This is a genomic window from Rhizobium sp. WSM4643 (assembly GCF_025152745.1).
Classification (GTDB): Bacteria; Pseudomonadota; Alphaproteobacteria; order Rhizobiales; family Rhizobiaceae; genus Rhizobium; species Rhizobium leguminosarum_I.
Window position 1 is genome coordinate 739,021 of record NZ_CP104040.1, and the last position, 26,572, is coordinate 765,592.

Consider the following 26,572-nt stretch of genomic DNA (forward strand, 5'->3'; position numbering starts at 1 on the left):
GTCCCGCAAAGCTTTTTTTGTGCCTTGTTTTCTGTTTGGGCAACTTTCAACCGTTTCAACGCCGGCCGCAGCCACGATTTATTGTGCAGCGCAACATTCTGCCGCATTTGTCGATTTTCATTTCAACACCAACGGATTAAGCTAGCCCCGATTTGGTGTTGGGGGGAAGATGACCAAGTGGGTCTATAGGTTCGGCGACGGGCAGGCTGAGGGCCGGGCGCGCGATCACGAGATTCTGGGTGGCAAGGGCGCCAATCTGGCGGAAATGTGCGCCCTCGGACTTCCGGTGCCGCCGGGGCTGACGATCGTCAGCGATGCCTGCAACACCTATTACAAGAACGGCCGCCACATCGAGGATGCGGTGAAGGCCGAGGTGCGCGCCGGCATATCGGCGATCGAGGCAATCACCGGCCGCCACTTCGGTTCCGTCAGCCAGCCGCTGCTGCTCTCGGTGCGCTCCGGCGCCCGCGTCTCCATGCCGGGCATGATGGACACGGTGCTCAATCTCGGCCTCAACGACGAGACGGTGCAGGCGCTCGGCCACGATGCCGGCGACGCGCGTTTTGCCTGGGACAGCTACCGCCGCTTCATCCAGATGTATGCCGATGTCGTCATGGGCCTCGGCAACGACGCCTTCGAGGAGATCCTGGAAGACGAGAAGGCCAAGCTCGGCCATGAGTTCGATACCGAACTCAGCGCCTCGGAATGGCAGCACATCGTCTCGCTCTACAAGAAGCTGATCGAGGAGGAACTGGAGCAGGAATTCCCGCAGGATCCCGAAGTCCAGCTCTGGGGCGCGGTCGGCGCCGTCTTTTCCAGCTGGATGAGCGCGCGCGCCGTCACCTACCGCCAGCTCCACAATATTCCGGAAGGCTGGGGCACGGCGATCAATATCCAGGCGATGGTCTTCGGCAATCTCGGCAATTCGTCGGCGACCGGCGTCGCCTTCACCCGCAACCCTTCGACCGGCGAGAGGGCGCTTTACGGCGAATTCCTGGTCAATGCCCAGGGAGAGGATGTCGTTGCCGGCATCCGCACGCCGCAAAGCATCACCGAGGAGGGGCGGATTTCCTCCGGCTCCGAAAAACCCTCGATGGAAAAGCTGATGCCGGAGGCATTCCGCGAGCTCTGCCGCATCTGCACCGAGCTCGAGATCCATTACCGCGACATGCAGGATATCGAATTCACCATCGAGCGCGGCAGGCTGTGGATGCTGCAGACCCGCTCGGCCAAACGCTCGACCCGGGCGGCCATGAAGATCGCCGTCGACATGGTCGACGAAGGGGTGATCACCGAGGACGAGGCGGTGCTGCGCATCGAACCCTCCAGCCTCGACCAGCTGCTGCATCCGACGATCGATCCGCGCGTCACCCGCCAGGTCATCGGCACCGGGCTGCCGGCTTCGCCGGGGGCTGCCACCGGCGCCATCGTCTTCACCGCCGAAGAGGCTGTCGAGGCGGAAGCCGAAGGCCGCAAGGTCATCCTGCTGAGAGTCGAGACCAGCCCCGAGGATATTCACGGCATGCATGCCGCCGAAGGCATTCTGACGACCCGCGGCGGCATGACCAGCCATGCGGCGGTCGTTGCCCGCGGCATGGGAATTCCCTGCGTCGTCGGCGCCGGCACTATGCGCATCGACCAGCGCAACGAGCGGCTGCTCGGCGTCGGCGTGACGCTGAAAAAGGGCGATATCATCACCATCGACGGCTCGGCCGGCCAGGTGCTGAAGGGCGAGGTGCCGATGATCCAGCCGGCGCTGTCGGGCGATTTCGGCCGCATCATGGGCTGGGCCGACCGCGCCCGGCGCATGACGGTGCGCACCAATGCCGATACGCCGGCCGATGCGCTGGCCGCCCGCTCCTTCGGCGCCGAGGGCATCGGCCTGTGCCGCACCGAGCACATGTTCTTCGAGGGTGAGCGCATCCATGTCATGCGCGAGATGATCCTTGCCGTCGACGAGAAGGGCAGGCGGCTGGCGCTCGACAAGCTCTTGCCGATGCAGCGGCTGGATTTCACCGGCCTCTTCACCGTCATGCACGGCCTGCCGGTGACGATCCGCCTGCTTGATCCGCCGCTGCACGAATTCCTGCCGAAGACCGATGACGAGGTGGCCGAAGTCGCCTTCGCCATGGGCATGGAAGCATCAGCCCTTCGCCAGCGCGTCGATGCTCTGCACGAGTTCAATCCGATGCTAGGCCATCGCGGTTGCCGGCTGGCGATCTCCTATCCCGAAATCGTCGAGATGCAGGCCCGCGCCATCTTCGAGGCAGCGGTCGCCGCAGCTAAGGAGACCGGTGCTGCCGTCGTGCCGGAGATCATGGTGCCGCTCGTTGGCCTGCGCACCGAGCTCGATTACGTCAAGGCGCGCATCGACGAAGTCGCCGGCGAGGTGATGAGCGAGGCCGGCATGAAGATCGATTATCTCGTCGGCACGATGATCGAGCTGCCGCGTGCGGCCCTTCGCGCCCATGTGATTGCCGAGGCCGCCGAATTCTTCTCCTTCGGCACCAACGACCTGACGCAGACCACCTTCGGCATCTCGCGCGACGACGCCTCGGCCTTCATCCCCACCTATCAGCGCAAGGGCATCATCGAGCACGACCCCTTCATCTCGCTCGATTTCGACGGTGTCGGCGAATTGATCAGCATCGCCGCCGAACGCGGCCGGCGCACCCGCAACGACATGAAGCTCGGCATCTGCGGCGAACATGGCGGCGACCCGGCCTCGATCCGCTTCTGCGAAACGATCGGCCTCGACTATGTCTCCTGCTCGCCCTTCCGCGTGCCGATCGCCAGGTTGGCGGCGGCGCAGGCGGTGATTGCAGGCAGTCTGGAAGAGGTCAGGCGGGGTGCGAAAGACCTGCGGGCAATCGTGTAGGACATTCGTTGGAGGCCTGGGGTAGGGCGCCCGTGGCAGTCAGTGATACCGCCGCCAGTGATCGCGGTAGATATAAGGCCCGTTCAGATCCCAGGCCATGTCGTTCATCAGCTCGGCACTTTGCGCCCGCGATTCGGCGCGCCGGTCGAGATCGATGCGCTGCAGGCAGGTGGCAAAGCCATCCGTGCCACGCCGGAAGCCGTAGCCCAGGCAGCGCTGCTCATCCGCCGCCCGCCGCTCCTCCGGCGTCATCGTCTGGCAGGCGGACAGCCCGGCGACGATGGTGGCGAGGGCGGTGATGAGAATAGGGATGCGCATTGGATTGGTCCTTGGAATGCTTTTCCCTGAGGAAAGGCCATTCGGGCGAGGGCGTCAAGCCAGTGCCTCGGTTCGGATGTTGCCGAGACTGGGTGATTAGGTGAGCCGTGTACCGTGCGGCCCCCTTCATCTGCCTGCCGGCATCTTCTCCCCGCTTGGGAGAAGAGGGCATCGAGACGTTGCGGCACATTCCCTTCTCCCCAGCGGGGGGAAGGTGGCCCGAAGGGTCGGCCGCACGGCACGCCATTCATTGTTGCCTTCGCTTGCGCTCAGCGCATTCGCGACTTTGCGGCTCACCCTTCACGCCGCCCCAGCCGGATCCCCGATTGGCAGCAGCGCCGGATCAACCGGCGGATCCAGAGGATTCTTCGTATCGTCCGGATCCTGCGCCGGCGTCTGTGGCGGTTTTTGCTGGATGCGATCGGGAGTGCCTGATGTCGGCGTCGGGCCGCGCGGCGTATCGGCATTGGGTGTCGGGATCGGGTCTTTGTTGGGCATGAGTGCCTCCTTTTCGAAAAAGGAACGGCAGCCTCGGCACTTGGTTCCACTTTTGCCGGCCAACCTTTCTATGCATCAGGGCCATTCCTATGTATGAGGAAAACATAGCCTCTCCCTGAGGGGCCGGCAAACCTTGGAACGAGCATGGCCCTTCGCGATCGATTTTCGAAAAAACTGAACTGTCCGCAATGCGGCAATGAGGGCTTTGCCGAAGCCTCGGAAGTCGATGATCCCAAGCGCAAGCACCCGGATTTCAAGGTCGATCAGTTGCCGCGCGGCTTCGGCGTGCAGCGGCCGTCCAACCATCAGGAAAATTTCGTGATCAAGTGCGAATGCGGCCGCAAGTTCCCCTTCCGCAGCGTCGCCGAAGCTGCGGCCGAGCGCCGGTAGAGCAATTCCAGGAAAAGTGTGAAGCGGTTTTCCGTCCGGAATTGCGTAAAAAAATGAAACTCAGATCCGCTGCAGCACTTCGATGAAGGCATCGGCGAAACGCACCAGCGGCGCGGTCTCTTCATCGGGCGCCTGCATGCGGATCTCGGTGCCGTTGCCGTCGAGCAGCGCTAGGACGACGCGCATCTCCTGGCCATCGCCTGGAATGCGCAGCACGGCGATGCGGCGGCAATCGTCGATGAGGCCGCCGGCCGGCAGGTCGAACAGCAATTCGCCACCGGAGCGTGCCGCGGCCTGGCGCACCGCCGCGCAGAAGTCGGTATCGCCGCCGGCATAGCTTTCGAGCGAAAGTTCGAGTTCGAGCAGCTCCAGCGGCAGCATCGTTTCGGACTGGTGGTCGATCCCGCCAAGCGCGGACGCCTGCGGCCTTGCTGCCATCTCGGGTGAAATCATCCCGTCTCTCCTCTGCATCTGGAGATGAAACCGCGGCAGAATGGCCTTTTTTTGACATATCAGCAAGGGCTTATAAAGAAGGCCTCGTTTCGCCATGGCCATCGCCCAGGATTCCAACGCAATGCTTCAGACAATCGTTTCAATTTAGCCGAATCTTGCCCGAGATCCGGATGACTTCAGGCCGGGCCGGCCTAAAATCTGAATCCCGATCTAAATCAAAGAATAGAGCATGATGTCGTCCGAAAACCGCTTCACACTTTTCGACATCATGCTCTAAACAGGGTTGAGGCGATTTGCGTGGTCGAACGCGCGGGCGCTGACGAGCAACCGGTAAGTTTGATGGCCATCCGCTATGACCGCCCCGTTTCCAGCGCCGCCCGCTTTTCGCGGCTGCTCGGGGCGTTTTCCCTGGTGCTGGCGCTGGCTGTCATGATCGCCCATCGCTTCGGCGGCCTCGCCACACCCTATCTGGTGCTGCTGTTGATTGCCGCCGCCGGCGGCGCGCTTCTCGCTGTCATGCTCGCCGCACTCGGGCTGCGCAGCCTCTGGATGACGGGGGCCGAAGGCGGGCTGGCGGCGCTGGCGGCGCTGATCTATGCCGCCTTTCCGCTCGGCCTCGGCGCCTATGCCGCCGAGCGCTACATGACGCTGCCTGATATCTATGACGTTTCCACCGATCCGGTCTCCGCACCCGACTGGCTGTCGCAGCCCTATTTCAACCAGATCTGGCTGCAGCGCAGGGTTGAGGTGACGCCGGAGGATCGCGAAAAGCAGCTCGCCGCCTATCCCGAACTGACCGGCCGGCGCTATGAGGGCGCGCTCGACCGCGTGCTTGAAGCGGTGCGCAAGGTCGCCAAGATGAGCGGCATGACCATCACCAGGAGCAGTGGCGACACCGAGCCCGGCCGCGATCCCGAGGACAGACCGGTCAAGCCGCCGGAGGCGAGCGACGATGCCGTGGCCGATGCGCCCGATATCATCCCCGTGCCGACGCCGCGCCCTTATGACGACGATGTCGCCAAACTGATCCGCGGCGTCAACGGCGTGACGCTGCAGGGCACCACGCGCACGCTGATCCTCGGCCTGCGCTTCGATTTCATCATTCGGCTGCGCGAAGAGGCCGAAACCACCTTCGTCGACATCCGCGTCGCCTCCCGCTACGGCCAACACGACCTCGGCTTCAGCGCCGAAATCGCCGGCGATTATCTGAAGGCGCTGGATGCTGAGCTGCTGGGAATTGCGGGTGGGTGAGCCGCGGTGGCGCAAAGCGCCAGCAATCGATCCGGCGAATCGATTGCAGTTGCGAACGCCCTGAGCCCAAGCGAAGGGCCGGGATAGGGTGCGGCAAACTCAACGCCTTGGACCGCAGCGTCTCGATTCCCTCTTCTCCCCAGCGGGGGTCCGAAGGACGGGTCGAGACCCGCGGCTCGACCCCGGTCAGTGCCCGTAGGGCGGATGAGGGGGCCGCCGAAGCCGGTCTTTCCAACAACACCATGTGAGTTCCACAACGCTCGCGTCGTCTCAGCCGCCGAATAGATTATTACGAGAGGGGTGTGCCGTGTAGCCCCCTCATCCGCCTGCCGGCACCTTCTCCCCGAGGGGAGAAGAGATTTGCGGCGACCTCTCGATTCCCTCTTCTCCCCAGCGGGGAGAAGGTGCCCGTAGGGCGGATGGGGGGGCCGGCGAAGCCGGTCTTTCCTTACAACGTTCATGCGGGATTCTACCACGCTCGCGTCGGCATGGCGGGATAGTTAAAATGAGAAGGCGTGCCGTGTGGCCCCCTCATCCGACCCTTCGGGCCACCTTCTCCCCGCTGGGGAGAAGAGGACATGCCGCGCCCTCACTCCACCACCAACAACCCGTATGCTGCACCATCGCCGCGTGAGCCCCCCTCTGCCCTGCCGGGCATCTCCCCCACAGGTGGGGAGATCACTAGTGGCTTGAACTTCCTGCCCATCTACCGTTTCGCCGTGCTGGACGTTTATTGTTTGGGGAAGCCCGTGCGCCCAGCCAATCTCCCCACCTGTGGGGGAGATGCCCGGCAGGGCAGAGGGGGGCTGGCACGGCACGCCTGCAGAGGTTAGGGAGGGTCACTTTGTGCCCCCACAAGGCGACTTCACCGCAGCCACACTCACTCCTCCACCACCAACCACCCCGTATACCGCACCACCAACCCCGTCAGCCGCCCGCCGATCTCCACGTGGAAGTGGAAGCGCCCATCGCGCTCCTCCTCATAGGTATCGCCACCCGGCGCCAGAAACATCGGCAGCGGAATGCCGCAGAACCGCCAGCCGCGCACCACGAGCCGCAGCTTTTCCCCATCCGGCACCGGCGCCATCAGCACCCGGAACGGCCCGAAGACCTCGGCGAGCAGATGCCGGTCGCGGCCCTTTGCCTGGACCTGCCAGCTGCGGAAGACCGTGCCGCCGAAATCCCGCGTCCAGATCTCCTTGTCGCCATCGGTCACGAAACGCACCGTCACCGGCACATCCTCACCCGCCGGGGGAAAGCCGATCACCCCAGCGACGATCCTCGCCAGCAGCCCGTCGCCGCGCTCGATCCGCGCCCGGCCGGAGGCGACGCGGGCGCCGCCGGCATGCAGGGCGGCGAGGGCGGGCGGCAGCCGCTCCCAGGCGCTGCCGAGGATCCTCTGGTAGAGCGGCTGGCGTGCCTCCTCGTTTTCCATCGTGATGCCGGATGTGATCGAAAACCGCTGGAAGGCCGCTTCGAAATCCGCAAGCTGCAATTCGCCGGCCGCCGGCCGCGCCCCATTCTCCGGCCGCATGCCGGTCAGCAGCCGGCGCACCAGCGCCTCCACGCCGATCACGGGGATGAACGGCCCGTCATCACCTTCGGCAATCAGATGCCAACCGGACGTCAGCCGCTTTCCGGCGTGATCGACGCCGCCGACGCGGACGAACATGCCGCCGCGATGGTCGCCGATCGCGAAAGCGTGGCTGGCGCGCTGCAGCAGCCGCGCGAACGGCAGCAGCGACGGCAGCAGCCGGAGGCGGACGAGCCTTGCCGAGAAGCTGAGCAAGCGTTGCAGCGGCTGCGGCTCGGTTCCGACGCCGGTGAAGGTGGATTTCAGATCGGCAAAACGGGCCGGCAGCAGCTTGAGATCCGGCGCATCCACCAGCAGGAATTTCCGGCTGCGCAGCGGCTTGACCCCCGGCGGCGCCACCGTCACCCGCATCGCATCGATCAGCCCGCGCCCGCCGGCCAGCTGCCCATCGCGCAGCACCGTGATCTTCTTGCCGGCATAGCTTGATATCGCCCTGACGACATTGAGCCCGATCTTGACATGCGCCGACGGGGCAATGCCCGCCCCGACACTGTCGATCCGGGAGAAATGCGGCGCCATCGCCTCGAGCGCCGCAAAGGAAAGCGCAGGCAGGCTGCTCAGCCCTGAGAGGGCGAAGGTGCCCTTGGCCTTGGCTGCCGCATCGAGCGCACCGATGCCGGCGACGAAGCCGGTGCTGTCGGCGATATCGGCATAATCGATGCCGAGATCGATGCAGGCTTCGATCACCTTATAGGCATGCTTGCCGAAGCTCTGGAACGGCCCCGAGGCATCGACGACGAGATCAGGCCGCATCCGCGTCAGCTGTTCTGTGAGATCGCCGTCACGATCGAAGGCTACCGCCTGTACCATCGCACCGAGATTGTTGCTTCCCAGGCCCTCGGCGCCATCTTTCGGCGTCCGGAGATCGGCAACGAAATCGTCGGCCTTTTCAAGCGAGCGCCCGGCAACCAGCAGCCTCAGCCGCGGTTCGTCGCCCAGCAGCCGGGCCAGCCGCCCGCCGAACGTGCCGTAGCCGCCGATGATGAGCAGGCAAAATCTCTCGCCGCTCATGCGATGAACCGGCTGCGCTGCTGCGGCGTCGGCACCATGCAACTTTGCCGGCCGGCAATCTTCAGCCGGTTGCGGGCAATGAATTCATAGAGCGCATCGGCCGGCCGCCGCGGCAGCAGCCGGAAGATCTTGACCAGCGAGAAGGGAAAGCCGAGCCCCGCCACCATGCGGATCGAGCCGTCGGACTTGAAGAAGGCGCGGCCGTTTTCGATGAGGATATTGGTCTCGTAGTCGCGCGCATGCAGCCCGTAATGCCGGTAGAGTGCGGCGCCGAGCGGCGTCTGCGCCGCGAGGAAACGGTATCGCTGTTGCTTGTCATGTTTCAACGCGAACTTCACCCAGCCGGAGCAGAACACGCATTCGCCATCGAAGATGATCAACGGCCGGTCATCGGCAAAATCAGGCACATCAGGATCTTCGCGATAGCTGTATTCGGCGCGCCCCATGCTCATTTCTCCCCTCATCTCCCTTACGCCGGCCGGTAGCTGGCGGCAAGCGAAGGCGGCCCATCCGCTGCAATCATACCGCGCTCAATCAGATCCTCGATATGGGCGAGAACGGAAAGCGCGGCTGCCCCATGCAGCTTCGGATCGGTATCGCGATAGATCGCCTTCACCATCTCGGCGATGCCACGATCGCCCGCCCGGATGCGCGCCAGCACCGCCTGCTCGCGCTTCAGCCGATGCGCCTTCAGCGCCCGCAGGAAACTTGCGGGCTGCGTCACCGGCCCGCCATGGCCGGGCAGCAACAGGCGGTCCTCACGCTTGATCAGCCGGTCGAGCGAGGCCATGTAATCCGCCATCGAACCATCCGGCGGCGCGACGATCGAGGTCGACCAGGCCATGACGTGATCGCCGGAGAAGAGGAGGTCGCGGCCCTCAAGCGCGAAGGCGGCATGATTGGCCGTGTGCCCCGGCGTCAGCACCGCGCTCAGCGACCAGCCATCGCCCGCAATCGTCTCGCCATCGCCGATCGCAATGTCGGGCACGAAGGATAGATCCGAGCTTTCGGAAAAGGGATTGATCTCGCCGTCCCTGAGCGGCCGCGCCGGCCGGTGCGGCCCTTGCCCCACCGTCATCGCCCCCGTTGCCGCCTGCAGCCGACTGGAAAGCGGCGAGTGGTCGCGATGCGTGTGGCTGACGACGATATGCGTCACCGCGCGGCCGGCAAGGGCGGCCATCAGCGCCTGAAAATGCGCTTCATCCTCCGGGCCGGGATCGATGACGGCGACCGAGGAAGAGCCGACGATATAGCTGTTGGTGCCGAAAAAGGTGAAAGGCCCAGGATTCTCAGCCGTGATCCGCTCGACACCTGAAACAACCGGCACGGCCTGCCCATAGGCCGGCTCGAAAGCGAGGTCGAAAGCGGGACTGTCCATGAAGGAATGATCTCGGGCCGATGACGTCGCCAATTTCTAGCACGACGGCGGCCGCTCGGCGCATATAAATCTGCGCCGGGTTAAACTTAGTCATTGTGACAGGCGAAGAGCTTTGCTAATCAGGCGTCGATTTGAGCAGGCGGTTTCCGCTCAAGCTCTGGTGGGGCGTCGCCAAGCGGTAAGGCAACGGTTTTTGGTACCGTCATCCCTGGTTCGAATCCAGGCGCCCCAGCCACGATTTTATTAAGTTTGAACTGGCGTTTTCGCCTCCTCATACCGTCACAGTCTGACGAATCGCATTCCCATTTTCTCAGCATGATCGCGAATGCGGATTCCGCTGCCGTTGCTGAGATTGGCAATCTGGGATCACTCCTCGCCAAAAAAGTCCTCGTCCAGCCGCTTGAACTCGACGGTGCGATAGCCCCGCACTCCAACGCCGTGCTCGATCATGAGATCGGCCAGTTCTTGGCCATCGATGAGGATGACGCGCTGGGGATGCTTGACGTAGTCACGAGCCGGCTGACTGAAGATGGAGGTGGTGACGAAGACGCCCTTGGTGGCGCCGCGGCCGACGAGACTTCCGACGAAGCCCTTGACGTCTGGGCGTCCGACAGGGTTGCCGGGTGCATAGCGCTTGGCCTGGACATAGATGCGGTCGAGGCCGAGGCGATCCTCGTGGCAATGCCATCGACGCCGCCGTCACTGGAGCGGCCGAGCCGTGCGGCGGCGTCCTTGTGGCTGCCGCCATAACCCATGGCAACCAGCAAATCGACTATCAGTTGTTCGAAGAAGGCCGGACTGTTGGCGAGGATGCGCTGAAGTAGTTCGTCGTCTAGCAGCCTGCAGTACCGCGTGGGCTCAATCCACAAGCCTTTGGAGCCAAGGGTACCCATTGTCCCGGCGCTTTTTCACATGATTGTACATTTCTCCACTAAAATCTGACCCAGGAGAAATCAATCTCTTGATGGCCGCCAGGGCAGAAGTGAACTTCTTCTTTCGTTTTGGCGTACCATCCATTTCGTCATACCTATCTTTTGCGTCAGATATCTTCTGATCAAGATTTCTGATCTGGGTAAGGCGTAATTTCTTCAAGTCATCTTGGTGAAGATGATAGAACTTGATGGATATCCCAACGCGCTCTTGTTCATGAGCATCGCCTGTTGCAGCAACAGGATGCCCTGATTCTAGTGAGCAGCCGAGCAACTTCCAATCGTCTGGCTCACAGGGATCAAGAAGCATGGGTTCTTCATTATCGATGTCATCAGTTTCAAGGTAGGCGCGAACAGTTTCATCGCGCAACGGAAAATGATCCGCCTTCCCACCCTCGGTTCCGCCAATCACATCGCTGCGGCTACTGTTACAGAAGGTGCATATGTACCTGAAATTTTTATAATCAAACGCTAGCCATCTGTAGCCGGATGGACTTTTCAAAGCCTCTGCTACCCGGTTCTTCGGGCGAAAGTGATCAACCGCATTGTCAGATCGCACGGCTGGCGCCTCACAAATCCAACACCTCTTGTCAGTTAACTTCCCCAAGTTTCCTTTAAGATCAGTCCAGACTTTAGACAGATCATCAGGTTTCAAGTTGTCGTCTTCCATCTTTTTCTTGGCGGCGGCCGCTTTATTCATCCAGCCTTCGGGAAGCTCAATTCTCTCCTGATCAATCCACCGCATCAATCACTCTCTTCGTCATCGTCATTGAGCAGCTGTGCAACCGCTTCGTTCGCAATCTGCTCACGCTCCTCTCGGCCCAGTCGAGTGACACCATTCAAAATATCTTCCGTCTCGCGCGCTTCGAAAATCTTGTGAAGCAATTCACTTCTTAACCTTAGATATCGCTTATACTCATCATCCGGATGATCAAACCTGAAACCTAGCCTTCCAAGATCTCGGTTGACCTTGGTCAGTTCTTGCTCCTCATCTTCCGTAAGCTTATCCCTACTGCCAAGCTCACGTTGCTTCTCAAGCAGGGCCTGCGTATCCCGATCCAACGTAGATGCTATGCCGAACATGTCGCTCGTTATGATCGATGCGTAGCCCATCCCTTTCGGGCTCTCCTCTGGGAAGACTGACTCGATCCGACGCTGATTTTCGCTTTCCTGCACGACCAGTATCTGGACCTGTTCGCGCTGCAGTTCCGCAATCGCCATTGGGTTATGCGTCGTCAGCACCACATGGCTGCTGAAGGAACCTGGCTCTCCTTCAGTTTCGGAAATAAAATCTTCGATGTATCTGAGATAGTCGACGCTCCAACGCGGATTCAAATGCGTGTCCGGCTCATCCAACAGGAACAGGCTTTCTTCACCAGCCGTGAAGCGCATAAGTCCCAGAACGGTTAGAAGCTGGCGCTCCCCTTCGCTCAACTCGGCGAACGTGATGGGCGCCTCGTTTTTCTTCACTCGCACATTTATTCGGATCTCATCGATAAGTTGAGAAACATGCGTGCTCTCAAGATCGCGGAAGAACTCAGCGGGCGTTTGTTCGCCGACCAACTTCCGCAGTGCATCCAAGTCTTTGATCAGATGGTACTTGAACTCCAATTGCTTGGGCTTGCCCCACTGAGAAACGATTTCAGCGCGCTTGATATCGATTGGGCACAGCGAGATCTTCATAAGTCGATCAAGGAAACCCTGTACCACACCCTTCGCGTTCCAGAAGCGGCTATCTCCCTCTCTCGAGTTCCAGGGCGGCTGCCGCAGGACAAACAGGACGGAGTCCAACCCCGTCTCGGGGTCCAGATTGAGCTGCTCCGCTAAGAAGCTCCGAACCACCGGGCTTTCAACTATTAGAAAGGCCAGCAGGACGAATTGGCTGTGTTCAGGCAACGCAAAAAACAGCCGCTTGAGACCAGGATTCTCTCCCGATCTGAGCTGTTTATCCAATCTGCTCAAATAAGGAGCATAGACATTCTTCAGTCGGCTGCTTTCACCCGAATAGTAGCTGAAGACGAAACGCGGTAGATTCCTGTCGTCCTTCAAGAGTTCCGAGACGCGGAGGAGCCGCCTGCTGACGATTTCATCTACCGCGGACGAAGCGGTCAGTTGCTCTACTTCTATCTTCAAAGCTTCCGAACGGTCCGGATCATTTTCGAGATAGATCTTGCGAGCGTTGGGGCCATTGCCGATTTCATAGGAGAGCTCAAAGGCAAAATCGATCTGGGGCCGCGACGGTTTTTTAGGACTGATGAGTTCCCGAAAAATGATGGAAAGCGCCTCCAGAACGTTCGATTTTCCCGTACCGTTCCAACCGATAACGACCGTGACCCACTGCTTTTCGTCGAAGTCGATGCAGACATCCTTCAGGTTTTTGTAAGCGTGCGTCGGGCTGCTTTTGGCGCTCCCAATCTTGAATTTATCAAGCCTCATCTAGATCTACTTTCGCAACCTCACCCTGTCGCCCTGCTTTGCCCCAGATGCAGGGTCTACCACCTCTTCGATTTCAACTTTCTCTTGCCTCTCCAAATCCAACAGCTGTCTGTAGAGCTTTTCAACATCTTCGGTGGAAGATCCGTTCCGTACACCACAACGCGCGAAGAGCTCTTGGGCACTGAGCCAGTCTTTCGCTTGGACAAGCGTTTCCAGGATCGAGCGTGCCATTTTGGGAACCTTTCCTTTTCTTGCGGGAGCCGTCCTCTTGGATTCAGCCGGCTGGCTTATTCGGATTTGCTTGATTTTCTCCAACAATGAGCTGGCGGGCTCGTCGTTTTCGTCCTGGGGGACCAGTTCGCCGCCAAAGGCCTTGGCGAGGATCGCCTCGTCCAGCCGACCCACCAGTTCCAGCGCCCGCTTCGCTTGCCCCGCCAGCCGGTCGATTTTGGCGAAGGCGGATTCGATGCGGCGGACGATTTCGTGTTGTTCTTCGACGGTTGATGGGATGGAAAGCTGGATCGTCGCTAGATCCTTCTGCGAAATCTTCCATATTCCAGCAGTTGTCTTAGCGACGAGTTCGATCTGAGATCGGACTTGCGGCGCATTCCACAGACTTGTCAGCCACAAAGGCAAGGCATTCGCGTAATCTACTCGGATACGGAATGCCGTATCCGGGAAGATAGTGGGGCGAACCACTGTCGGAACAAGTGATGCGATTCCTACCAGCGATCTCGTTCCATTCCCACGACTGACAAGAATATCTCCAGTCTCCAACAAGAAACGGCGCGCCTTGTCATCGTCCACCGGAATGTAACGGACATCGTCGAGACGAACTTCGCGCTCTCTTAAGGCGCTTAGTCTCAAGGCGGGAAACCCCGGTGGGGTGTCGGACCCCCTAACTGAAAGGCCATTTCTGACAGGTACGGAGAGTAGCTCTTCCAGTTTGCCGATCCGTGGCTCAGTGGCTTTCACCCGTGCCCGCCACTCCCGCGTCAGCTCCCCGCTGAACGCCTTGCTGAGTACGGCCTGCTTGTAGCGAGAGACGAGGGTTTCAATGCGGGCGAGTTCGATGCGGGCGCGGGTGGATTTCGCGTTCAGCGCATCCAGCTTGGCCACGATGCGCTTTTGCTCGGCCAAGGGTGGGAGCGGCAGAGGAATTTCCCCGAGGGTCTTGGACGACAGATGTTTAACAGTTACGGAAGACGTGTGTTTGTTGATGAGACCTAGGTAGCCAGGGAGCACATGGTACAGGAACCTCTCGTCGTAAAAGCCCCGCTTTATCGATAGTTTACAGACACGCTGATTCAGTAGCGCCTTTGGGCCCTTCCAAAAATTGCGATTGAAGTCGCCATCCATTCCGACAAGCAAATCGCCGGGAAAGATCCAATAGCCGTCAACAATCTCCCCCTCATAGAATGTCGAGGTTTCACCATCCAGAACGTTGCGAATTCTGATAACGGGTTGCCCCCGGTCGGCTGAAAAGCCGGACGACGGCCACGGATAACCATTGAGAATGTCGACAACTTCGGCCAACGGTACTCGTTGCCATGATTTGGCCGTCTGGAGAATAGGATCGAGAGATTGATCTACGAGATCCGCAATTGCCTCTCCGAAGCTCATTCGGCCGCCTCCGGCGGTTCGCCGCCGAGTTCCTCCATCAGCGCCTCGATTTCCAGCGTCGCGGCCTGCAGATGGTCGAGGATCGCGGCGGCGATGTCGTCGGGTTCGGTCAGGCCTTCTTCCGCCTCTTCCTCCGCCTCGCGCAGCCAAGCGATGTCGAGATTGTCGCCGCGTTTGGCGATGTCCTCGCGTTTGAACTTGCGCCAGCGACCGGCCTCGCCTTCGTCCGGGCCGCGCTCCGCACCATGCGGGCTCGAGCCGAAGGCCTTTTCGAAGCCTTCGAAATGGGCTTCCGTCAGCGGCGTCGTCTTGCCGAACTTCGGCATCTGGGCGCGCAGGTCATAGATCCAGACGGCCTTGGTGTTGCCGCTCTCGGTCTTGCCGCGTGTGAGCAAGATGACATTGGTCTTCACCCCCTGCGCATAAAAGATGCCGGTCGGCAGACGCAGGATGGTGTGCAGGTCGCACCAGTCCATCATCATCAGGCGAAGCTGCTTGCCGCGCCCATCTTCGAACAGCACGTTGTCCGGCACGACGATCGCGGCGCGGCCACCAGGCTGAAGCGCGCGGATGCAGTGTTCGACAAAGGGAAGCTGGTAGGAGGAGACAGTGGCGGTGACGGAGAGATCGTCCCGCGTTGGTGCACCGCCTGCCGGGCCGAAGGGCGGGTTGGTGAGGATGAGATTGGCGCGGCCGAGGCCCTTGCCCTTGTCGGAGAGTGTGTCGCCCAGATCGACATGGTCGCTGTCGATGTCGTGCAGATAGAGGTTCATCAGCAGCAAGCGCAGCGTGCCCGGCACGTTTTCCATGCCGTGGAAGGCCTGGCGCTTCTGGAATTCCTGTTCCTTTTCGGCGAGATCGAAGTAGTTGTCGGTGCGGGCGCGCATATAACGGTCGGCGGCGATGAGGAAGCCGCCAGTGCCTGCGGCGGGATCCTGGATCACCTCGCCGGGCTGCGGCTGCATCAGCCGCACCAGTAGCTCGATCAGCACCCGGGGCGTAAAATATTGGCCGGCGCCGCGCTTGGTTTCTTCCGCATTCTTCTGCAGCAAGCCTTCGTAGAGGTCGCCGAACTGGTCGCGATCTTCGGAGAACCAGTCGAGTTCGTCGATGGCGGTGACCAGCGTTGTCAGGTTCTGCGGCTCGCGGATGAAGGTAGAAGCGTTGTCGAAGATCTCCTGCACCATCTCCGGCAGCGGCCGGGCATCGGCATAGCGCTTCCGCTCTTCGGACCCCGCATTGTCGCCGGGTGGCAGAACGAGCGCGTCCTCCTTGCCGAGGCGGGTGCTGGTTGCGCCCAGGGTTACCAGCGTCTTGCGGTAATGATCCAGCTTGGCGAGGCCGTTGGCGGCCACCAGATCCGCCCAACGCATCGTCTTCGGCAGGCTGGCGGTTTCGCGGTTGCGCTCGGCCATCATCTTCAGAAACAGCAGATAGGTCAGCTCGGTCACATATTGCTGGTAGGTGATGCCGTCCTTCCTGAGTACAGTGCAGAGACGCCAGAGTTTCTGGACGATGGCATTGGCATTCATGGCTGTATTCTTTTCTGATCGCGGATCGGTGATGCGTTTGTAGCGGTGGTGGGGCTCTGGTCAACTCAGGCGGCGGACGATCCCCAAATTGCTTCGTTGAAGGAGTGCAGGACATCGTCCAGTTCGCCGTCGAACTCTTGGGAGATGCGCTTGAACCCGCCCTTGTCGGCAAAGACGCCTTGATCGAGCAGGGTCGGATCGGCCACCGGCTTGTCTTTCAGCGCTCGGCCGATGCGGCGCAGCCATTCCTTCTGCTTCTGAGTCCAGGGGCGTGACTGTTCGATCTCCAAGATCGCGTCTTCCACCCGCTTCGCATAGGGAACCAGCGGATCGCCAAGCGCTGCCTGGCGAACAAAGCCGATAATATGGGCCGCGATATCGGCATTACGAGCCTTGCCATAAGCCGCGCGCAGCATGGCTTCGGAATAGTTCCTCTCGTCCATCAGGCCGGCCAGTTCCGACAGCTCCTTGCGCGTCAGATCGCGCGGGCGCTGTGTAACGGCAATCAACGCTGGGACCTGGTTCATGTTCTCGCGCACGAAACGTTCGAAGCCGGTGATGTAATCCTCCGGCGTGGTGTTTTTGCCGAAGATTTCCTCGATGCGCAGCAGCTCATCCTCATGGGTGGAGATCACCACGCCGTCACTTCCGTCGCCAGTGTGCGCCGGACGGCGCTCCAGAAGTTCGAGCACGCGCGGATGGGCTTTCAGCCAGTCCTGCAACTCGGGGCCGGAGCGGGTGGCAAGTCGCTGCACCGCCATTTCCGGCGTCTCGCCCGTATGACGCTCAAAACTTTCGCGGGTTTCGGCATCCATACGTTTTGCCATTGCGCGCATGCGGACAATCACCTGGCCGGCGACCCAGCTCTTGTCCTCGTCCGTTTCCGCCGTGTCTAGATCGGTGACAAGCTGGCCGAGCGAGACATCCGGCTTGATGACGACTGGGCGCATATCCGTCATCTCCTGCAGCTCGGCATAAAGATCGACGGCATCGAAGATGCGGAAATACTCCTTGCCGATCTCCGGACAGAGCCGCGTGGCGCGGCCGATCATCTGGTCGTAGAGGATACGGCTCTTGACCCTGCGGACGAAGACGAGATTGCAGATTGAGGGCACGTCGATACCCGTCGTCAGCAGGTCGACGGTGACGACATATTTTGGGTAGGGGTCGTTCTTGAACTTCAGGATCAGGTCGTCGGGCTTGTCGACATTGCCGGTGATCTTCGTCACCATGTTGTGGGGAACAGCATCCTTGCCGTGTTCCTCTTGCAGTTCCTCGATCAGCAGGCGGACGATATCATCGGCATGGGCATCGCGGGCGGCGAAGATCAGCGTCTTGCCTGGCTTGCCAGGCGGGATCTCGGTTGCGATCGCCCGGCAGACGATGCGGTTGAAGGACTCCGAATAGACCCGCTTGTTAAAATCGGCGAGATCGTAGTCGAGCGGAACGTCATCCGGCAGTTCGAAAAGATCGATCTGGCCCGTCTTCCGATCGATAATCTCGACCTCCTCGCCACCATCGAAATGAATGCCGGCCTCTGACAGTGCCGTGGTGATGCGTTTCGGCGGCAGATGATCGTTTAGGTAACCTTCAACGACCGCGTGGCGATAGCCATAGTGGAAGACCGGATGGCCGAAAATCTCGCGGGTGTGGAGTGCGGGCGTCGCGGTGAGCGCCACTCTCACGGCGTCGAAATAGTCGAGGATCTGGCGATAGGCCGACTGGTAGTCATCCAGATTGCGGAAGCCGATCTCACTTTCGCGCAGCTCCGCATCGAGTGTATAGCCGCGATGGGCTTCGTCGACGATGATGCAGTCGAAGGTGCCAGGCGTCGGACGCTTGGCAGGGTCCGGTTCGTTGAGGATGCGGGCGATCAGCGACTGGACGGTCGCGACCTGTACCTGATCTTCGTCCTCCGGAACCTTCTTCTCTAGCCCTGCGACCTTGTAGATCTGGGCGAAGTTCAGCATGCCTTCGATCTCGGTCGTTTCCAGCGCGTCGTTCGTTTGTTTGCCAAGGGCTTTGCGGTCGACGAGGAAGAGGATGCGGCGGAACCGCTTGTGCTTCAGCAGGCGGTACATTAGCGCGATACTAGTACGCGTTTTGCCGGTGCCGGTCGCCATCGAGACGAGTATCTCGCGCTGGCCCGCGACGATTGCATCCTCGACCGCAGCGATCGCCTCTTCCTGATAGGGGCGCATCTTGCCCTTGCCGAAGCTTTCCTCGGCCAAGCCTTGGGCGGCTGCATCGAGATCGGTCTCCAGAATGTCGGGCAGATCCTTTGGCGAAAACCAAGCCGTGAGCGGCCTCGGATGGTTTGTGTCACGGCGCAGGTCGCAGAACCAAATGCCGGACTTGGTCTGCCACTGGCGGACGAAAGGGCGGCCATTGGTGGCGAAGACGAAGGGCACGCGGAAAGGATCCGCCAGCCCATGTTTCCAGGGTCCGTCTGGATGTTGGTGCTCCGGCGGCAGTTCGATAGTTCGGGCATAACGTTCTGCCTGGTGCAGTGTTGACGGCACATCCACGCTCTCGCGCTTTGCCTCAATGACACCGACGCAGGTAAGCCCGATGAAAAGGGCATAATCGACTCGTCCGCCCTCTGACGGCCATTCGGCAATTGCGAGGTTCCGCCCTTCCTCCGGCCGCGCGCCCTTCTGATGGACGAGTGTGCCGCTATCGGCCTCCCAACCGGCATCGACAAGCTGCACGTCGATGAGGCGGCGGGTTTGTCTTTCATCGAGTTCTAGGCGGCTGGCGGCCTGCAGGCCGGCCTGCTTGAACTCTAATTGCAGCTGTTGCGGCTGCGCCTCCGCCTGTTTCTGCAGTTCCTCTAGATTCCGAGCGATATCGGCCTGGTTCGATTCGAGCTCAAGGGCTGTTTTCGCCCAGACAGGACTTTCTTCGGCCCTCTGACGGGCGAGTTCCTCGGCGGCGGCTCGTGCCCTGGCCAGTTCGTCGCCTGAGGCGTGCGCTGCGGCGAGCTTTGCCTCGGCTTCCTGTACCTGGCGCCGGAGGGCATCGAGTTCAGACTGGGTGGCCTGATCCACTTCCTGCGGCGATCTGGGCGGCACGAACGGGCCTGGCTTGAAATTCGGGTCGCGGCCATAGGTCCGCCGATACCAGATACCGAGCGCGCGGCAGAATTTTAGAGCGGAGAGCGCCTCAGCGGATGAGCCGCCAAAGTCGTGGTTCGCTTTGTTGCCTGCCTTGCGCACCGCATGAAAGATATCGGCCACCTCGCGCGGCAGTACTTGCTGAGTTGCGAGGCGACGAAGAAGGTCATGCGTCGTTTCGCGGCTGGAGGTGTCATAAACGCCAGACAGAGCCGCGATTTCCTTGACCATATATTCGCCGAACTGACGGCTCTTGATCAGCGAGGTGTTTGCGTCTTCCGAAAAGAAACGCTCGGCCAGTACACCGAGACGGTGGAGCTCGTTGCTAATCTCCCGCAGATGATCAAAATTAGCCGACAACTACTCTACCCAATGCCCTGATCCCCGCCTGGCATAGACATGCCACACGTTTTGAGTGCGGGCAAACAGCTCCTACAAATTGATGAGCGGAAATTATTTCTGATACATTAAAAGTACTGGGAGCTGAGAACGAAAATAAATTCAACGAGAAACGGTCTTGTGCCTATCCGCGCTCCTCAAGCAGCCGAACACCAGTCAACTCGGCAAGCCTCCCCACCAGCGCATCCTGAAACCCAACATCGCTAACCTCCGCCGCCGCCTCCCGCTGCTGACGATGGTACCAATAACCACCGCTCACCTTCGCAGCTTCGTCCTCACTCGTCGCAAGCCACGTCTGCGTGAGATGCCCCATTTCGAGGTTGTCGGGCGCGCCGGCGCCGCCCATCTTGGTCGGCACCCAGCCGGGGTCCACCGCATTGCTGAAAACATCCGGCCAATGGCGGGCGACGGCGGCGGCGAGGGTGGCGATGTAGAGCTTGCTTTCCGAATAGGCCTGGCTTGCATTCCACGGCCGCTTCTTCCAGTCGATATCGCCAAGGGCGCTGCTGCCGCTGCGGTGCATGCCGCTGGTGAGATAGATGAGGCGATCGGGGCGGGTGATCCATGCGGTGAGCAGATAGGGGGCAAGCACATTCACCGCCAGCGTCTTGGCGTGACCTTCCGGCGTTTCGCCCCGGCTTCTTTCGAGGTAGATGCCGGCATTGTGGATGACGGCGTCCATGCGGCCGATGGTGTTGACCTGAAGGGCGATCGATCGCGTTTCAACGGCGCTGGCGAGATCGCCGATGACGATGCCGAGTGCTGCAGCCGAAATTTCGGAGATATCGGAGGCGCGCTCGCTGGAGCGGGCATGCAGCACGACCTCATGGCCCTCCTTCATCAGGGTGCGAACGGCGGCAAGGCCGAGGCCATCGGTGGAACCGGTGATGAAGATGCGGCTCATGGGGGCTCCTTTCGCGGTCGCGTGGCGCGTTTGCCCATCCTCGTTGCCAGCTTTGGTGCGAGCTCATTGACTCTCAAAGAATAGCGATTTCAGACCTCAAGCCAGGTTGACTGTCACGAATCAAACTCAAAACTGCTTGTCTATCAATATCTGCATTTTTTGATAGACAAACGCCATTGAGTTGATCATGGTGCAGACAAGGCTATTTGCCTTGCAAATTTCGCGAAATCTGGAAGTCAAATATGGTCCAACATCCTCTCGACCTATCAGATGCTGTAGAATACCACTACGATCAGTTTCCTCCAGAGAGGATTGATGCCAACCAGCTTATAATGCCGATCGCCTCGGCATCAGCCGCGCTTGCCCGTTATGATCAGATGCTGAAAGGCATGCACAATAGTGAAATCCTGCTTGCGCCATTGCGCAATCAGGAAGCTGTCGTCTCGTCCCGAATGGAAGGAACCGTAAGCACTCTAGACGAAGTCCTGCGGTATGAGGCAGATCAGGAGGAAAGCGGTAACGAGCCGCAAGGCCATTATCGGAATGAAGCGATCGAAGTCTTCCTCTATAGCCGAGCCCTGACCGCGGCGCAGCGCAGCATCGAGCAAGGCGCGCCCCTTTCAAGCTTCCTTATCAAGAGCGCTCACAAGGTTCTGCTCGGCTTTGGTCGAGGTGCACATCTTTCTCCCGGTGAGTTCAAGATCGAACAAAATTACCTGGCCGACCGCATGCGCCGCAAAGTGCATTTTGTCCCGATGCGCCCGGAGCAGCTTAATGATGGGATGGAGCGACTTTTCTCGTTCGTCGAGGATAGGAATTGGCAGATACTGATCAAGACGGCCGTCGCCCACCTTGAGTTTGAGGCATTGCATCCTTTTAAGGACGGCAATGGCCGAATCGGGCGAATGCTCATCACCCTAATGCTATGGAAATATGGAGCAATATCCGCTCCTCACTTCTATATCAGCAGCTATTTCGAAGATCGACGCGACGAATATATTGACGGGATGCGCGAGGTTTCGAAATCAGGTGCGTGGACCGAGTGGATTGTGTTCTTTCTAGAGGCGCTTGAAACCCAGGCGAATAAGAACCTTGCGACCGCAGAACGGATTCGTGATCTTTACGACGAGCTCAAGCGGGAATTTCCGCAGATCCTCACGTCTCAATGGAGCACCTCGGCGCTCGACTTTTTGTTCTCGCGTCCCGTGTTCCGGAACAATGTATTTACAAGCAAATCGGGGATTCCGGAAGCAACTGCACACCGGTTCACGCGCATCCTGGTCGAGAAGGAGCTGGTTAAGACATTGGAGCCCTCCGCAGGCAGGCGTCCGGCTCTATACAGCTTTGAGCCGCTGCTGCGAATTGTTCGCGAATAGGCGCCGGCTGCGCCTCACCCGCGCTCTTCAAACAACCGAACCCCAGTCAACCCAGCAAGCTTCTCCACCAGCGCATCCTGAAACCCGGGATCGCTAACCTCCGCCGCCGCCTCCCGCCGCTGCCGATGATACCAATAACCACCACTGACCTTCGCAGCTCCCTCCTCGCTCGTCGCAAGCCATGTCTGCGTAAGGTGCCCCATTTCAAGATCATCGGGCGCGCCGGCGCCGCCCATCTTTGTCGGCACCCAGCCGGGATCCACCGCGTTGCTCAGCACATCCGGCCAATGGCGGGCGACAGAAGCTGCGAGGGTGGCGATATAGAGCTTGCTTTCCGAATAGGCCTGGGTGGCGTTCCACGGCCGCTTCTTCCAGTCGATATCGCCAAGGGCGCTGCTGCCGCCGCGGTGCATGCCGCTGGTGAGATAGATCAGGCGATCGGGGCGCGTGATCCAGCCGGTGAGCAGATAGGGGGCAAGCACATTGACCGCCAGCGTCTTGGCGTGACCATCAGGCGTTTCGCCCCGGCTGCGCTCGAGGTAGATGCCGGCATTGTGGATGACGGCGTCCATGCGGCCGATGGTATTGACCTGAAGGGCGATCGACCGCGTTTCGACGGCGCTGGCGAGATCGCCGATGACGACGCCGAGTGCCGCAGCCGAAATTTCGGAGATATCGGAGGCGCGCTCGCTGGAGCGCGCATGCAGCACGACCTCGTGGCCTTCCTTCATCAGGGTGCGGGCGGCGGCAAGCCCGAGGCCATCGGTGGAACCGGTGATGAAAATGCGGCTCATGGGGTTTCCTTTCGCGGTGGCGTGGAGGCGTCAGTCAATCAGTTCAATGCGGGAGTTGGGGTGTGGGTTCCTGGGGTTGGTCGATATGTAGGCGGTTCGGACCGATCTAAGACCCCTCCCCAACCCCTCCCCACAAGGGGGAGGGGCTAGCCCAGCATCACCGCTTTGCCCGAGATCATCTCGTCGTTTGCCGATCTGGAGTTTTGGGGAGATGCGGTGCGGCAGGTTAAGCCCCTCCCCCTTGTGGGGAGGGGTTTGGGCGGGGTCTTTGCCCAGCGAGCGGGGGGTCCGAAGGACGGGTGCCGGCAGGTGGACGAGGGCTTTTTAGGCGGAGATTTCAGCGCTTTGACTCGAAGCTCATGCAGCACTCATCGGCAACGGCATGGGTCCTCGGGTCAAGCCCGAGGATGACGGAGAGTGGGGAGAGGCGACCGGCAAGAGGCTGGACGTCGGGCGTCGTTTCCCGTTTCCCTCAACCTTATAAAGTCAACCTCGCTGTCTCGGCTCGGTCTGTTATCACGCCGGCGATCGCGTCGATCGATCCTCGATCGGGCGATACCTCTGCCAGCTCATCGGCGACCTTGCCGGTCAATGTCAGCACCTTGTCGCAAAGCTCGTTCACGCGGCGGCGCAACAGCGGAGTGCCGATGCCGGCTTCTTCCGCAAAGGCCTTCCAGCCCTCGGCATCCATTTCGGCCAGTGTGGCGCGCTGGCCGATTCTCATCGCCAGCCTTGGCGACAGGTCCGGATAGATCACGGTGGAGAGGAGGTCATAGAGTTTTGCCAGCCGCGGGCCTTGGCTATCGTAGAGGATGGAGAAGTTCTTGCCGTGGGCATCGGCATTTCCGGCGATCAGGTTGAAGATGGCCGCGTCCAGCAGCTTCAGCACGTCGACAGCCGGCCTTGCCGAAATCCGCCGTATGAGATCGAAGCCATCCTTGAAGGTCGGCCCGCCTTCGCTCGCATATTTCGTTTCCGGCGGCACGCTGAGTGCCTGGCAGAAATCTTCCTGGTGGATGCGATGAACCAGTCCGCCGGCGCCGCGCACGCGGTCATATCGTTCGACCAGAAGGAACGGGCGTCCCTGCACATATCTCGGTTCGGCGGCTGCGACATCGAGCCCGCTGGCGGCCGCAAGCCTCATCACGAAAGCTTCGTTCTCGGTCGTCGCCTTGAAGCCGGCTATCGGCGGCTTCAGAATATGGGTTGTGGCCTGACCGGGCAGGGGAAGCTCGATCCGGCCATCGACCAGAATAACCGGCAGTTTGGACTGCGCGCCGGCAAGCGACAGTCTGAGGCCTTCCTCACCGGCCAGCAGAGGCCGCACGGGTAGCGCCTCCAGCACGGCAACGATGCCTGCTTCGTCCAGGGGCACGGGCTGGCGATCTGCAATCGACCCAGTCTCGGTCGGTGCCTCACCTTCGGCAAGCAGTTGCAGCGCACCGGCGACATCGCCGCCCAGGTGATCGAGAAGCGCAAAGTCATTGTCGGGAGACACGCCCAAGGCCCGTGCTGCGGCCAGGCGCTGGCTTTCCTCGGGCAGCAGGCCGCCGAAAAACGGTCGGCATTCCTGGCGGGTAAATCGCTCCAGTCGTTTCGGCAGAGACGCCGAGAGCGGCAGCGTTTTGTCATCGTCCAGCCAGGCTCGCGCATAGACAAAGCCGATATCGCCGTGTCTGTCCTGCGTGAATTGACCGACAATGCGGCCGCCCCACCAGACGTTGAGAAGCCTTGATGTCATCGCCTGCGCTCGCCGGGAGCCAGAATGTCGAGGGAGCAGCCAAGCGTTTGCAGAACCTGCAGGACTTTGCCGATCTGCGCCGTGGGCTTGCCGGCTTCGAGGTCGACGATAAAGCGAAGCCCGACACCGGCAACGCCGGCAAGCTCGTCCTGCCGCAGGTTTTGCTCCTTGCGGGTGCTTCGAACCAGGGCGCCGATGTCGGCTGGACTCTGTACGTGTTTTGGCATGTGGTTTTCCCGATCGGGAAAATATAGCCGATGTGGAGCAGGTGTCCAGGGAAATTTACCGATCGGGATATTTTGGAGATATGGGAGGGGTTAAGGGTATGGAATTTCCCGTTCGGTAAAGTAGCTGGTGGCTCGTGGGGCGTGCGTGGGTCCTCGGGCTTGACTCCCTGCAGTCCGGTTCGAGCCGACGGCTGCCCCTCACCCTAACCCTCTCCCCGTTCTGACGCTAGGGCATATACATAAGTCGGTGCGACGGATTGACTCGGTTTGCGGGGGTCGGATTCCTTTACTGCGGGCCGTATGATTGTTTTGGCGACGTTTTGATTTGGGAGCGTCGCCGATGGATGTAGGGCATGATTTTTCGTTGGGCCGGTTTGGAGATCGTCGTCTCGATAAAGGGGGGCGGTGCTGCTCCGTCGCATTGTGCTGCGCGAGACGGTTTGCCTTCGCCAGTTGGCCGAGGGCAACCATTCGCAGGAGATCCGGTTCGGGCGTTTTCTCAACAACAGTGCGGTGAGCGTGGAAGAGATCATTGCCGGCTGGAGCCAGGAGACCCGGTCTGCGGTTGAGGGTCGCCACGTGCTGGCGCTGCAGGACACCAGCGAGATCAAGTTTGCGACGACGCCGGACAGCCGGCGGGAATTGGGCAAGATCAAAAAAGGCAATTGCTTTGGCCTTTTGCTGCATCCGATGCTGGCGCTCGATGCCGACACCGGCAGCTGCCTTGGCCTGGTGGGCGGCCGGGTCTGGACGCGGGGTAGCGAAGAGCTTACGCCGCATGCCGAGCGGCCGTTGAACGAAAAGGAATCGCGGCGCTGGGTGGAGACGGCAGAGGCGGCCAAACTGGTGCTTTCGCGTGCGGCCCGGGTCACGGCGATCGCCGACCGGGAGGGTGACTTCTTCATCATGTGGGCGCGCCTGCCCGATCGGCGCTTCGATCTTTTGTCGCGCGTCATGCATGACCATGCGCTCATCGACGGTTCCAAACTGCGCCGCGCGGTCGAAACGGTGGCGTTTTGCGATACTCAGACGATTGATCTGCGCGAGCGCGCCGACCGTCCGGCGCGGCAGGCGACGGTGTGCCTGCGCTTCGGCGAAGCGACGATCCGGCGGCCGCAAAACCTGCGCGAGGCCTACCTGCCCGATGGCGTCAGGCTGAGCTGGGTCGAGATCGTTGAACCGGCCGCCCCCGACGGTGTCGAGCCCTTGCACTGGCTGCTCCTGACCACCCATTGGCTCAGCAGCCCGGCCGATGCCTGGCAGATCGTCGCCTGGTACAAGCAGCGCTGGATGATCGAGCAGTTCTTTCGGGTGATGAAGAACCAAGGCTTCAAGATCGAGGACAGCCAGTTGCATCTGGCGGCACGGCTGGAAAAGCTCGTCGCCATCGCCGCCAAGGCCGCAGCAATCGTCCTCCAGCTCGTCCAAGCCCGCAGCGGCGGCGATCACCAGCCGGCAAGCCTGACCTTCACGGCAGCCGAGATCGATACCCTCGCCGCCCTCGAAAGCCGTTTCAAGGGCACAACCAAGCTGCAGTCCAATCCCCACTCTAAGGCCTCGCTGGCTTGGGCCGCCTGGATCATCGCCAAGCTCGGCGGCTGGAACGGCTACGCCTCGGCCAAGCCGCCGGGCCCAATCACCTTCTTCAACGGCCTCAAATACTTTCGAGCCGTCGCCGATGGATGGGCTTTGCGAGATATGTATATGCCCTAGCGTTCTGACGG

At 60.8% G+C, this 26,572-nt stretch carries 21 protein-coding genes and 1 tRNA gene; 6 read left to right on the forward strand and 16 right to left on the reverse strand.

Annotation, left to right across the window (positions count from 1 at the left end; all coding sequences use genetic code 11):
- Positions 1-169 precede the first annotated feature (169 nt).
- Positions 170-2,878, forward strand: a complete 2,709-nt coding sequence (ppdK, locus tag N1937_RS03630) for a pyruvate, phosphate dikinase (protein ID WP_260057490.1) — start codon at positions 170-172, stop codon at positions 2,876-2,878.
- A 39-nt stretch (positions 2,879-2,917) separates the two neighbouring features.
- On the opposite strand, the gene N1937_RS03635 is transcribed toward ppdK, so the two are convergent.
- Both N1937_RS03635 and N1937_RS03640 read right to left on the reverse strand, forming a co-directional pair.
- Positions 2,918-3,196, reverse strand: coding sequence for a hypothetical protein (locus N1937_RS03635; RefSeq protein WP_170258428.1), 279 nt, complete (start codon positions 3,194-3,196; stop codon positions 2,918-2,920).
- Between the two features lie 300 nt (positions 3,197-3,496).
- Positions 3,497-3,694, reverse strand: coding sequence for a hypothetical protein (locus N1937_RS03640; RefSeq protein ID WP_260057491.1), 198 nt, complete (start codon positions 3,692-3,694; stop codon positions 3,497-3,499).
- A gap of 144 nt (positions 3,695-3,838) precedes the next feature.
- Between N1937_RS03640 and N1937_RS03645 the strand changes: the two genes are divergently transcribed.
- On the forward strand, positions 3,839-4,084 hold the full coding sequence (locus tag N1937_RS03645; RefSeq protein WP_003546063.1) for a hypothetical protein: 246 nt from the start codon (positions 3,839-3,841) through the stop codon (positions 4,082-4,084).
- 60 nt (positions 4,085-4,144) lie between these two features.
- On the opposite strand, the gene N1937_RS03650 is transcribed toward N1937_RS03645, so the two are convergent.
- The gene (locus N1937_RS03650) at positions 4,145-4,537 is read right to left on the reverse strand and encodes a hypothetical protein (protein WP_260057492.1); all 393 of its coding nucleotides are present in this window, start codon (positions 4,535-4,537) and stop codon (positions 4,145-4,147) included.
- A gap of 339 nt (positions 4,538-4,876) precedes the next feature.
- On the opposite strand from N1937_RS03650, the gene N1937_RS03655 reads away from it, so the two are divergent.
- The gene (locus N1937_RS03655) at positions 4,877-5,788 is read left to right on the forward strand and encodes a DUF1499 domain-containing protein (protein ID WP_260057493.1); all 912 of its coding nucleotides are present in this window, start codon (positions 4,877-4,879) and stop codon (positions 5,786-5,788) included.
- A gap of 880 nt (positions 5,789-6,668) precedes the next feature.
- Here the strand turns inward: N1937_RS03655 and N1937_RS03660 are convergent.
- Genes N1937_RS03660 through N1937_RS03670 form a run of 3 tightly spaced genes read right to left on the reverse strand, consistent with a single transcriptional unit; the run spans position 6,669 to position 9,771 of the window.
- Entirely contained in the window at positions 6,669-8,393 is a 1,725-nt protein-coding gene (locus tag N1937_RS03660) for an SDR family oxidoreductase (RefSeq protein ID WP_260057494.1), read from the reverse strand.
- Entirely contained in the window at positions 8,390-8,839 is a 450-nt protein-coding gene (locus N1937_RS03665; RefSeq protein ID WP_260059050.1) for a thiol-disulfide oxidoreductase DCC family protein, read from the reverse strand. The genes N1937_RS03660 and N1937_RS03665 overlap by 4 nt, the downstream gene beginning before the upstream one ends.
- 23 nt (positions 8,840-8,862) lie before the next feature.
- Positions 8,863-9,771 (reverse strand): MBL fold metallo-hydrolase, encoded by a 909-nt coding sequence (locus N1937_RS03670; protein ID WP_260057495.1) that lies wholly within the window; start codon positions 9,769-9,771, stop codon positions 8,863-8,865.
- Positions 9,772-9,932: 161 nt separating this feature from the next.
- Here N1937_RS03670 and N1937_RS03675 point away from each other — a divergent pair.
- Positions 9,933-10,006 (forward strand) — tRNA-Gln (locus N1937_RS03675).
- A gap of 211 nt (positions 10,007-10,217) precedes the next feature.
- Here the strand turns inward: N1937_RS03675 and N1937_RS31505 are convergent.
- The 7 genes from N1937_RS31505 to N1937_RS03710 all read right to left on the reverse strand — a co-directional run bounded on the left by N1937_RS31505 (position 10,218) and on the right by N1937_RS03710 (position 20,710).
- Complete coding sequence (locus tag N1937_RS31505; protein WP_441005656.1) at positions 10,218-10,664, reverse strand: restriction endonuclease; 447 nt, start codon at positions 10,662-10,664, stop codon at positions 10,218-10,220.
- Entirely contained in the window at positions 10,630-11,445 is an 816-nt protein-coding gene (locus N1937_RS03685) for a hypothetical protein (protein ID WP_260057496.1), read from the reverse strand. The genes N1937_RS31505 and N1937_RS03685 overlap by 35 nt, the downstream gene beginning before the upstream one ends.
- Positions 11,445-13,136: an AAA family ATPase gene (locus tag N1937_RS03690; RefSeq protein WP_260057497.1), complete on the reverse strand. Its 1,692-nt coding sequence runs from the start codon at positions 13,134-13,136 to the stop codon at positions 11,445-11,447. The genes N1937_RS03685 and N1937_RS03690 overlap by 1 nt, the downstream gene beginning before the upstream one ends.
- A gap of 6 nt (positions 13,137-13,142) precedes the next feature.
- Positions 13,143-14,759: a restriction endonuclease subunit S gene (locus N1937_RS03695; RefSeq protein ID WP_260057498.1), complete on the reverse strand. Its 1,617-nt coding sequence runs from the start codon at positions 14,757-14,759 to the stop codon at positions 13,143-13,145.
- Positions 14,756-16,291 carry a class I SAM-dependent DNA methyltransferase gene (locus N1937_RS03700; RefSeq protein WP_260057499.1) on the reverse strand — a complete coding sequence of 512 codons (1,536 nt, stop codon included), beginning with the start codon at positions 16,289-16,291 and terminating at the stop codon, positions 14,756-14,758. Before N1937_RS03700 ends, N1937_RS03695 begins: the two co-directional genes overlap by 4 nt.
- A gap of 65 nt (positions 16,292-16,356) precedes the next feature.
- Entirely contained in the window at positions 16,357-19,767 is a 3,411-nt protein-coding gene (gene hsdR / locus N1937_RS03705) for a type I restriction-modification system endonuclease (protein WP_260057500.1), read from the reverse strand.
- Between the two features lie 163 nt (positions 19,768-19,930).
- The gene (locus tag N1937_RS03710; protein ID WP_260057501.1) at positions 19,931-20,710 is read right to left on the reverse strand and encodes an SDR family NAD(P)-dependent oxidoreductase; all 780 of its coding nucleotides are present in this window, start codon (positions 20,708-20,710) and stop codon (positions 19,931-19,933) included.
- 242 nt (positions 20,711-20,952) lie between these two features.
- Between N1937_RS03710 and N1937_RS03715 the strand changes: the two genes are divergently transcribed.
- On the forward strand, positions 20,953-22,086 hold the full coding sequence (locus N1937_RS03715; RefSeq protein ID WP_260057502.1) for a Fic family protein: 1,134 nt from the start codon (positions 20,953-20,955) through the stop codon (positions 22,084-22,086).
- A 14-nt stretch (positions 22,087-22,100) separates the two neighbouring features.
- Here N1937_RS03715 and N1937_RS03720 read toward each other — a convergent pair whose 3' ends face one another.
- The 3 genes from N1937_RS03720 to N1937_RS03730 form a co-directional block, all read right to left on the reverse strand.
- Positions 22,101-22,880 (reverse strand): SDR family NAD(P)-dependent oxidoreductase, encoded by a 780-nt coding sequence (locus N1937_RS03720; RefSeq protein WP_260057503.1) that lies wholly within the window; start codon positions 22,878-22,880, stop codon positions 22,101-22,103.
- A 478-nt stretch (positions 22,881-23,358) separates the two neighbouring features.
- Entirely contained in the window at positions 23,359-24,621 is a 1,263-nt protein-coding gene (locus N1937_RS03725) for a type II toxin-antitoxin system HipA family toxin (RefSeq protein ID WP_260057504.1), read from the reverse strand.
- Positions 24,618-24,848: a helix-turn-helix transcriptional regulator gene (locus tag N1937_RS03730; protein WP_162118261.1), complete on the reverse strand. Its 231-nt coding sequence runs from the start codon at positions 24,846-24,848 to the stop codon at positions 24,618-24,620. Before N1937_RS03730 ends, N1937_RS03725 begins: the two co-directional genes overlap by 4 nt.
- Before the next feature lie 405 nt (positions 24,849-25,253).
- Between N1937_RS03730 and N1937_RS03735 the strand changes: the two genes are divergently transcribed.
- The gene (locus N1937_RS03735) at positions 25,254-26,561 is read left to right on the forward strand and encodes an IS4 family transposase (protein ID WP_260057505.1); all 1,308 of its coding nucleotides are present in this window, start codon (positions 25,254-25,256) and stop codon (positions 26,559-26,561) included.
- Positions 26,562-26,572 lie beyond the last annotated feature (11 nt).

Coding starts and splice junctions, on each gene's coding strand:
- N1937_RS03715 (WP_260057502.1), top strand. CDS start 20,953: ATGGTCCAACATCCTCTCGACCTATCAGATGCTGTAGAATACCACTAC.
- N1937_RS03655 (WP_260057493.1), top strand. CDS start 4,877: ATGGCCATCCGCTATGACCGCCCCGTTTCCAGCGCCGCCCGCTTTTCG.
- N1937_RS03720 (WP_260057503.1), bottom strand. CDS start 22,880: ATGAGCCGCATTTTCATCACCGGTTCCACCGATGGCCTCGGGCTTGCC.
- N1937_RS03695 (WP_260057498.1), bottom strand. CDS start 14,759: ATGAGCTTCGGAGAGGCAATTGCGGATCTCGTAGATCAATCTCTCGAT.
- N1937_RS03635 (WP_170258428.1), bottom strand. CDS start 3,196: ATGCGCATCCCTATTCTCATCACCGCCCTCGCCACCATCGTCGCCGGG.
- N1937_RS03640 (WP_260057491.1), bottom strand. CDS start 3,694: ATGCCCAACAAAGACCCGATCCCGACACCCAATGCCGATACGCCGCGC.
- N1937_RS03710 (WP_260057501.1), bottom strand. CDS start 20,710: ATGAGCCGCATCTTCATCACCGGTTCCACCGATGGCCTCGGCCTTGCC.
- N1937_RS03725 (WP_260057504.1), bottom strand. CDS start 24,621: ATGACATCAAGGCTTCTCAACGTCTGGTGGGGCGGCCGCATTGTCGGT.
- ppdK (WP_260057490.1), top strand. CDS start 170: ATGACCAAGTGGGTCTATAGGTTCGGCGACGGGCAGGCTGAGGGCCGG.
- N1937_RS03685 (WP_260057496.1), bottom strand. CDS start 11,445: ATGCGGTGGATTGATCAGGAGAGAATTGAGCTTCCCGAAGGCTGGATG.
- N1937_RS03730 (WP_162118261.1), bottom strand. CDS start 24,848: ATGCCAAAACACGTACAGAGTCCAGCCGACATCGGCGCCCTGGTTCGA.
- N1937_RS03660 (WP_260057494.1), bottom strand. CDS start 8,393: ATGAGCGGCGAGAGATTTTGCCTGCTCATCATCGGCGGCTACGGCACG.
- N1937_RS03700 (WP_260057499.1), bottom strand. CDS start 16,291: ATGAATGCCAATGCCATCGTCCAGAAACTCTGGCGTCTCTGCACTGTA.
- N1937_RS03650 (WP_260057492.1), bottom strand. CDS start 4,537: ATGATTTCACCCGAGATGGCAGCAAGGCCGCAGGCGTCCGCGCTTGGC.
- N1937_RS03670 (WP_260057495.1), bottom strand. CDS start 9,771: ATGGACAGTCCCGCTTTCGACCTCGCTTTCGAGCCGGCCTATGGGCAG.
- N1937_RS03665 (WP_260059050.1), bottom strand. CDS start 8,839: ATGGGGCGCGCCGAATACAGCTATCGCGAAGATCCTGATGTGCCTGAT.
- N1937_RS31505 (WP_441005656.1), bottom strand. CDS start 10,664: ATGGGTACCCTTGGCTCCAAAGGCTTGTGGATTGAGCCCACGCGGTAC.
- N1937_RS03645 (WP_003546063.1), top strand. CDS start 3,839: ATGGCCCTTCGCGATCGATTTTCGAAAAAACTGAACTGTCCGCAATGC.
- N1937_RS03690 (WP_260057497.1), bottom strand. CDS start 13,136: ATGAGGCTTGATAAATTCAAGATTGGGAGCGCCAAAAGCAGCCCGACG.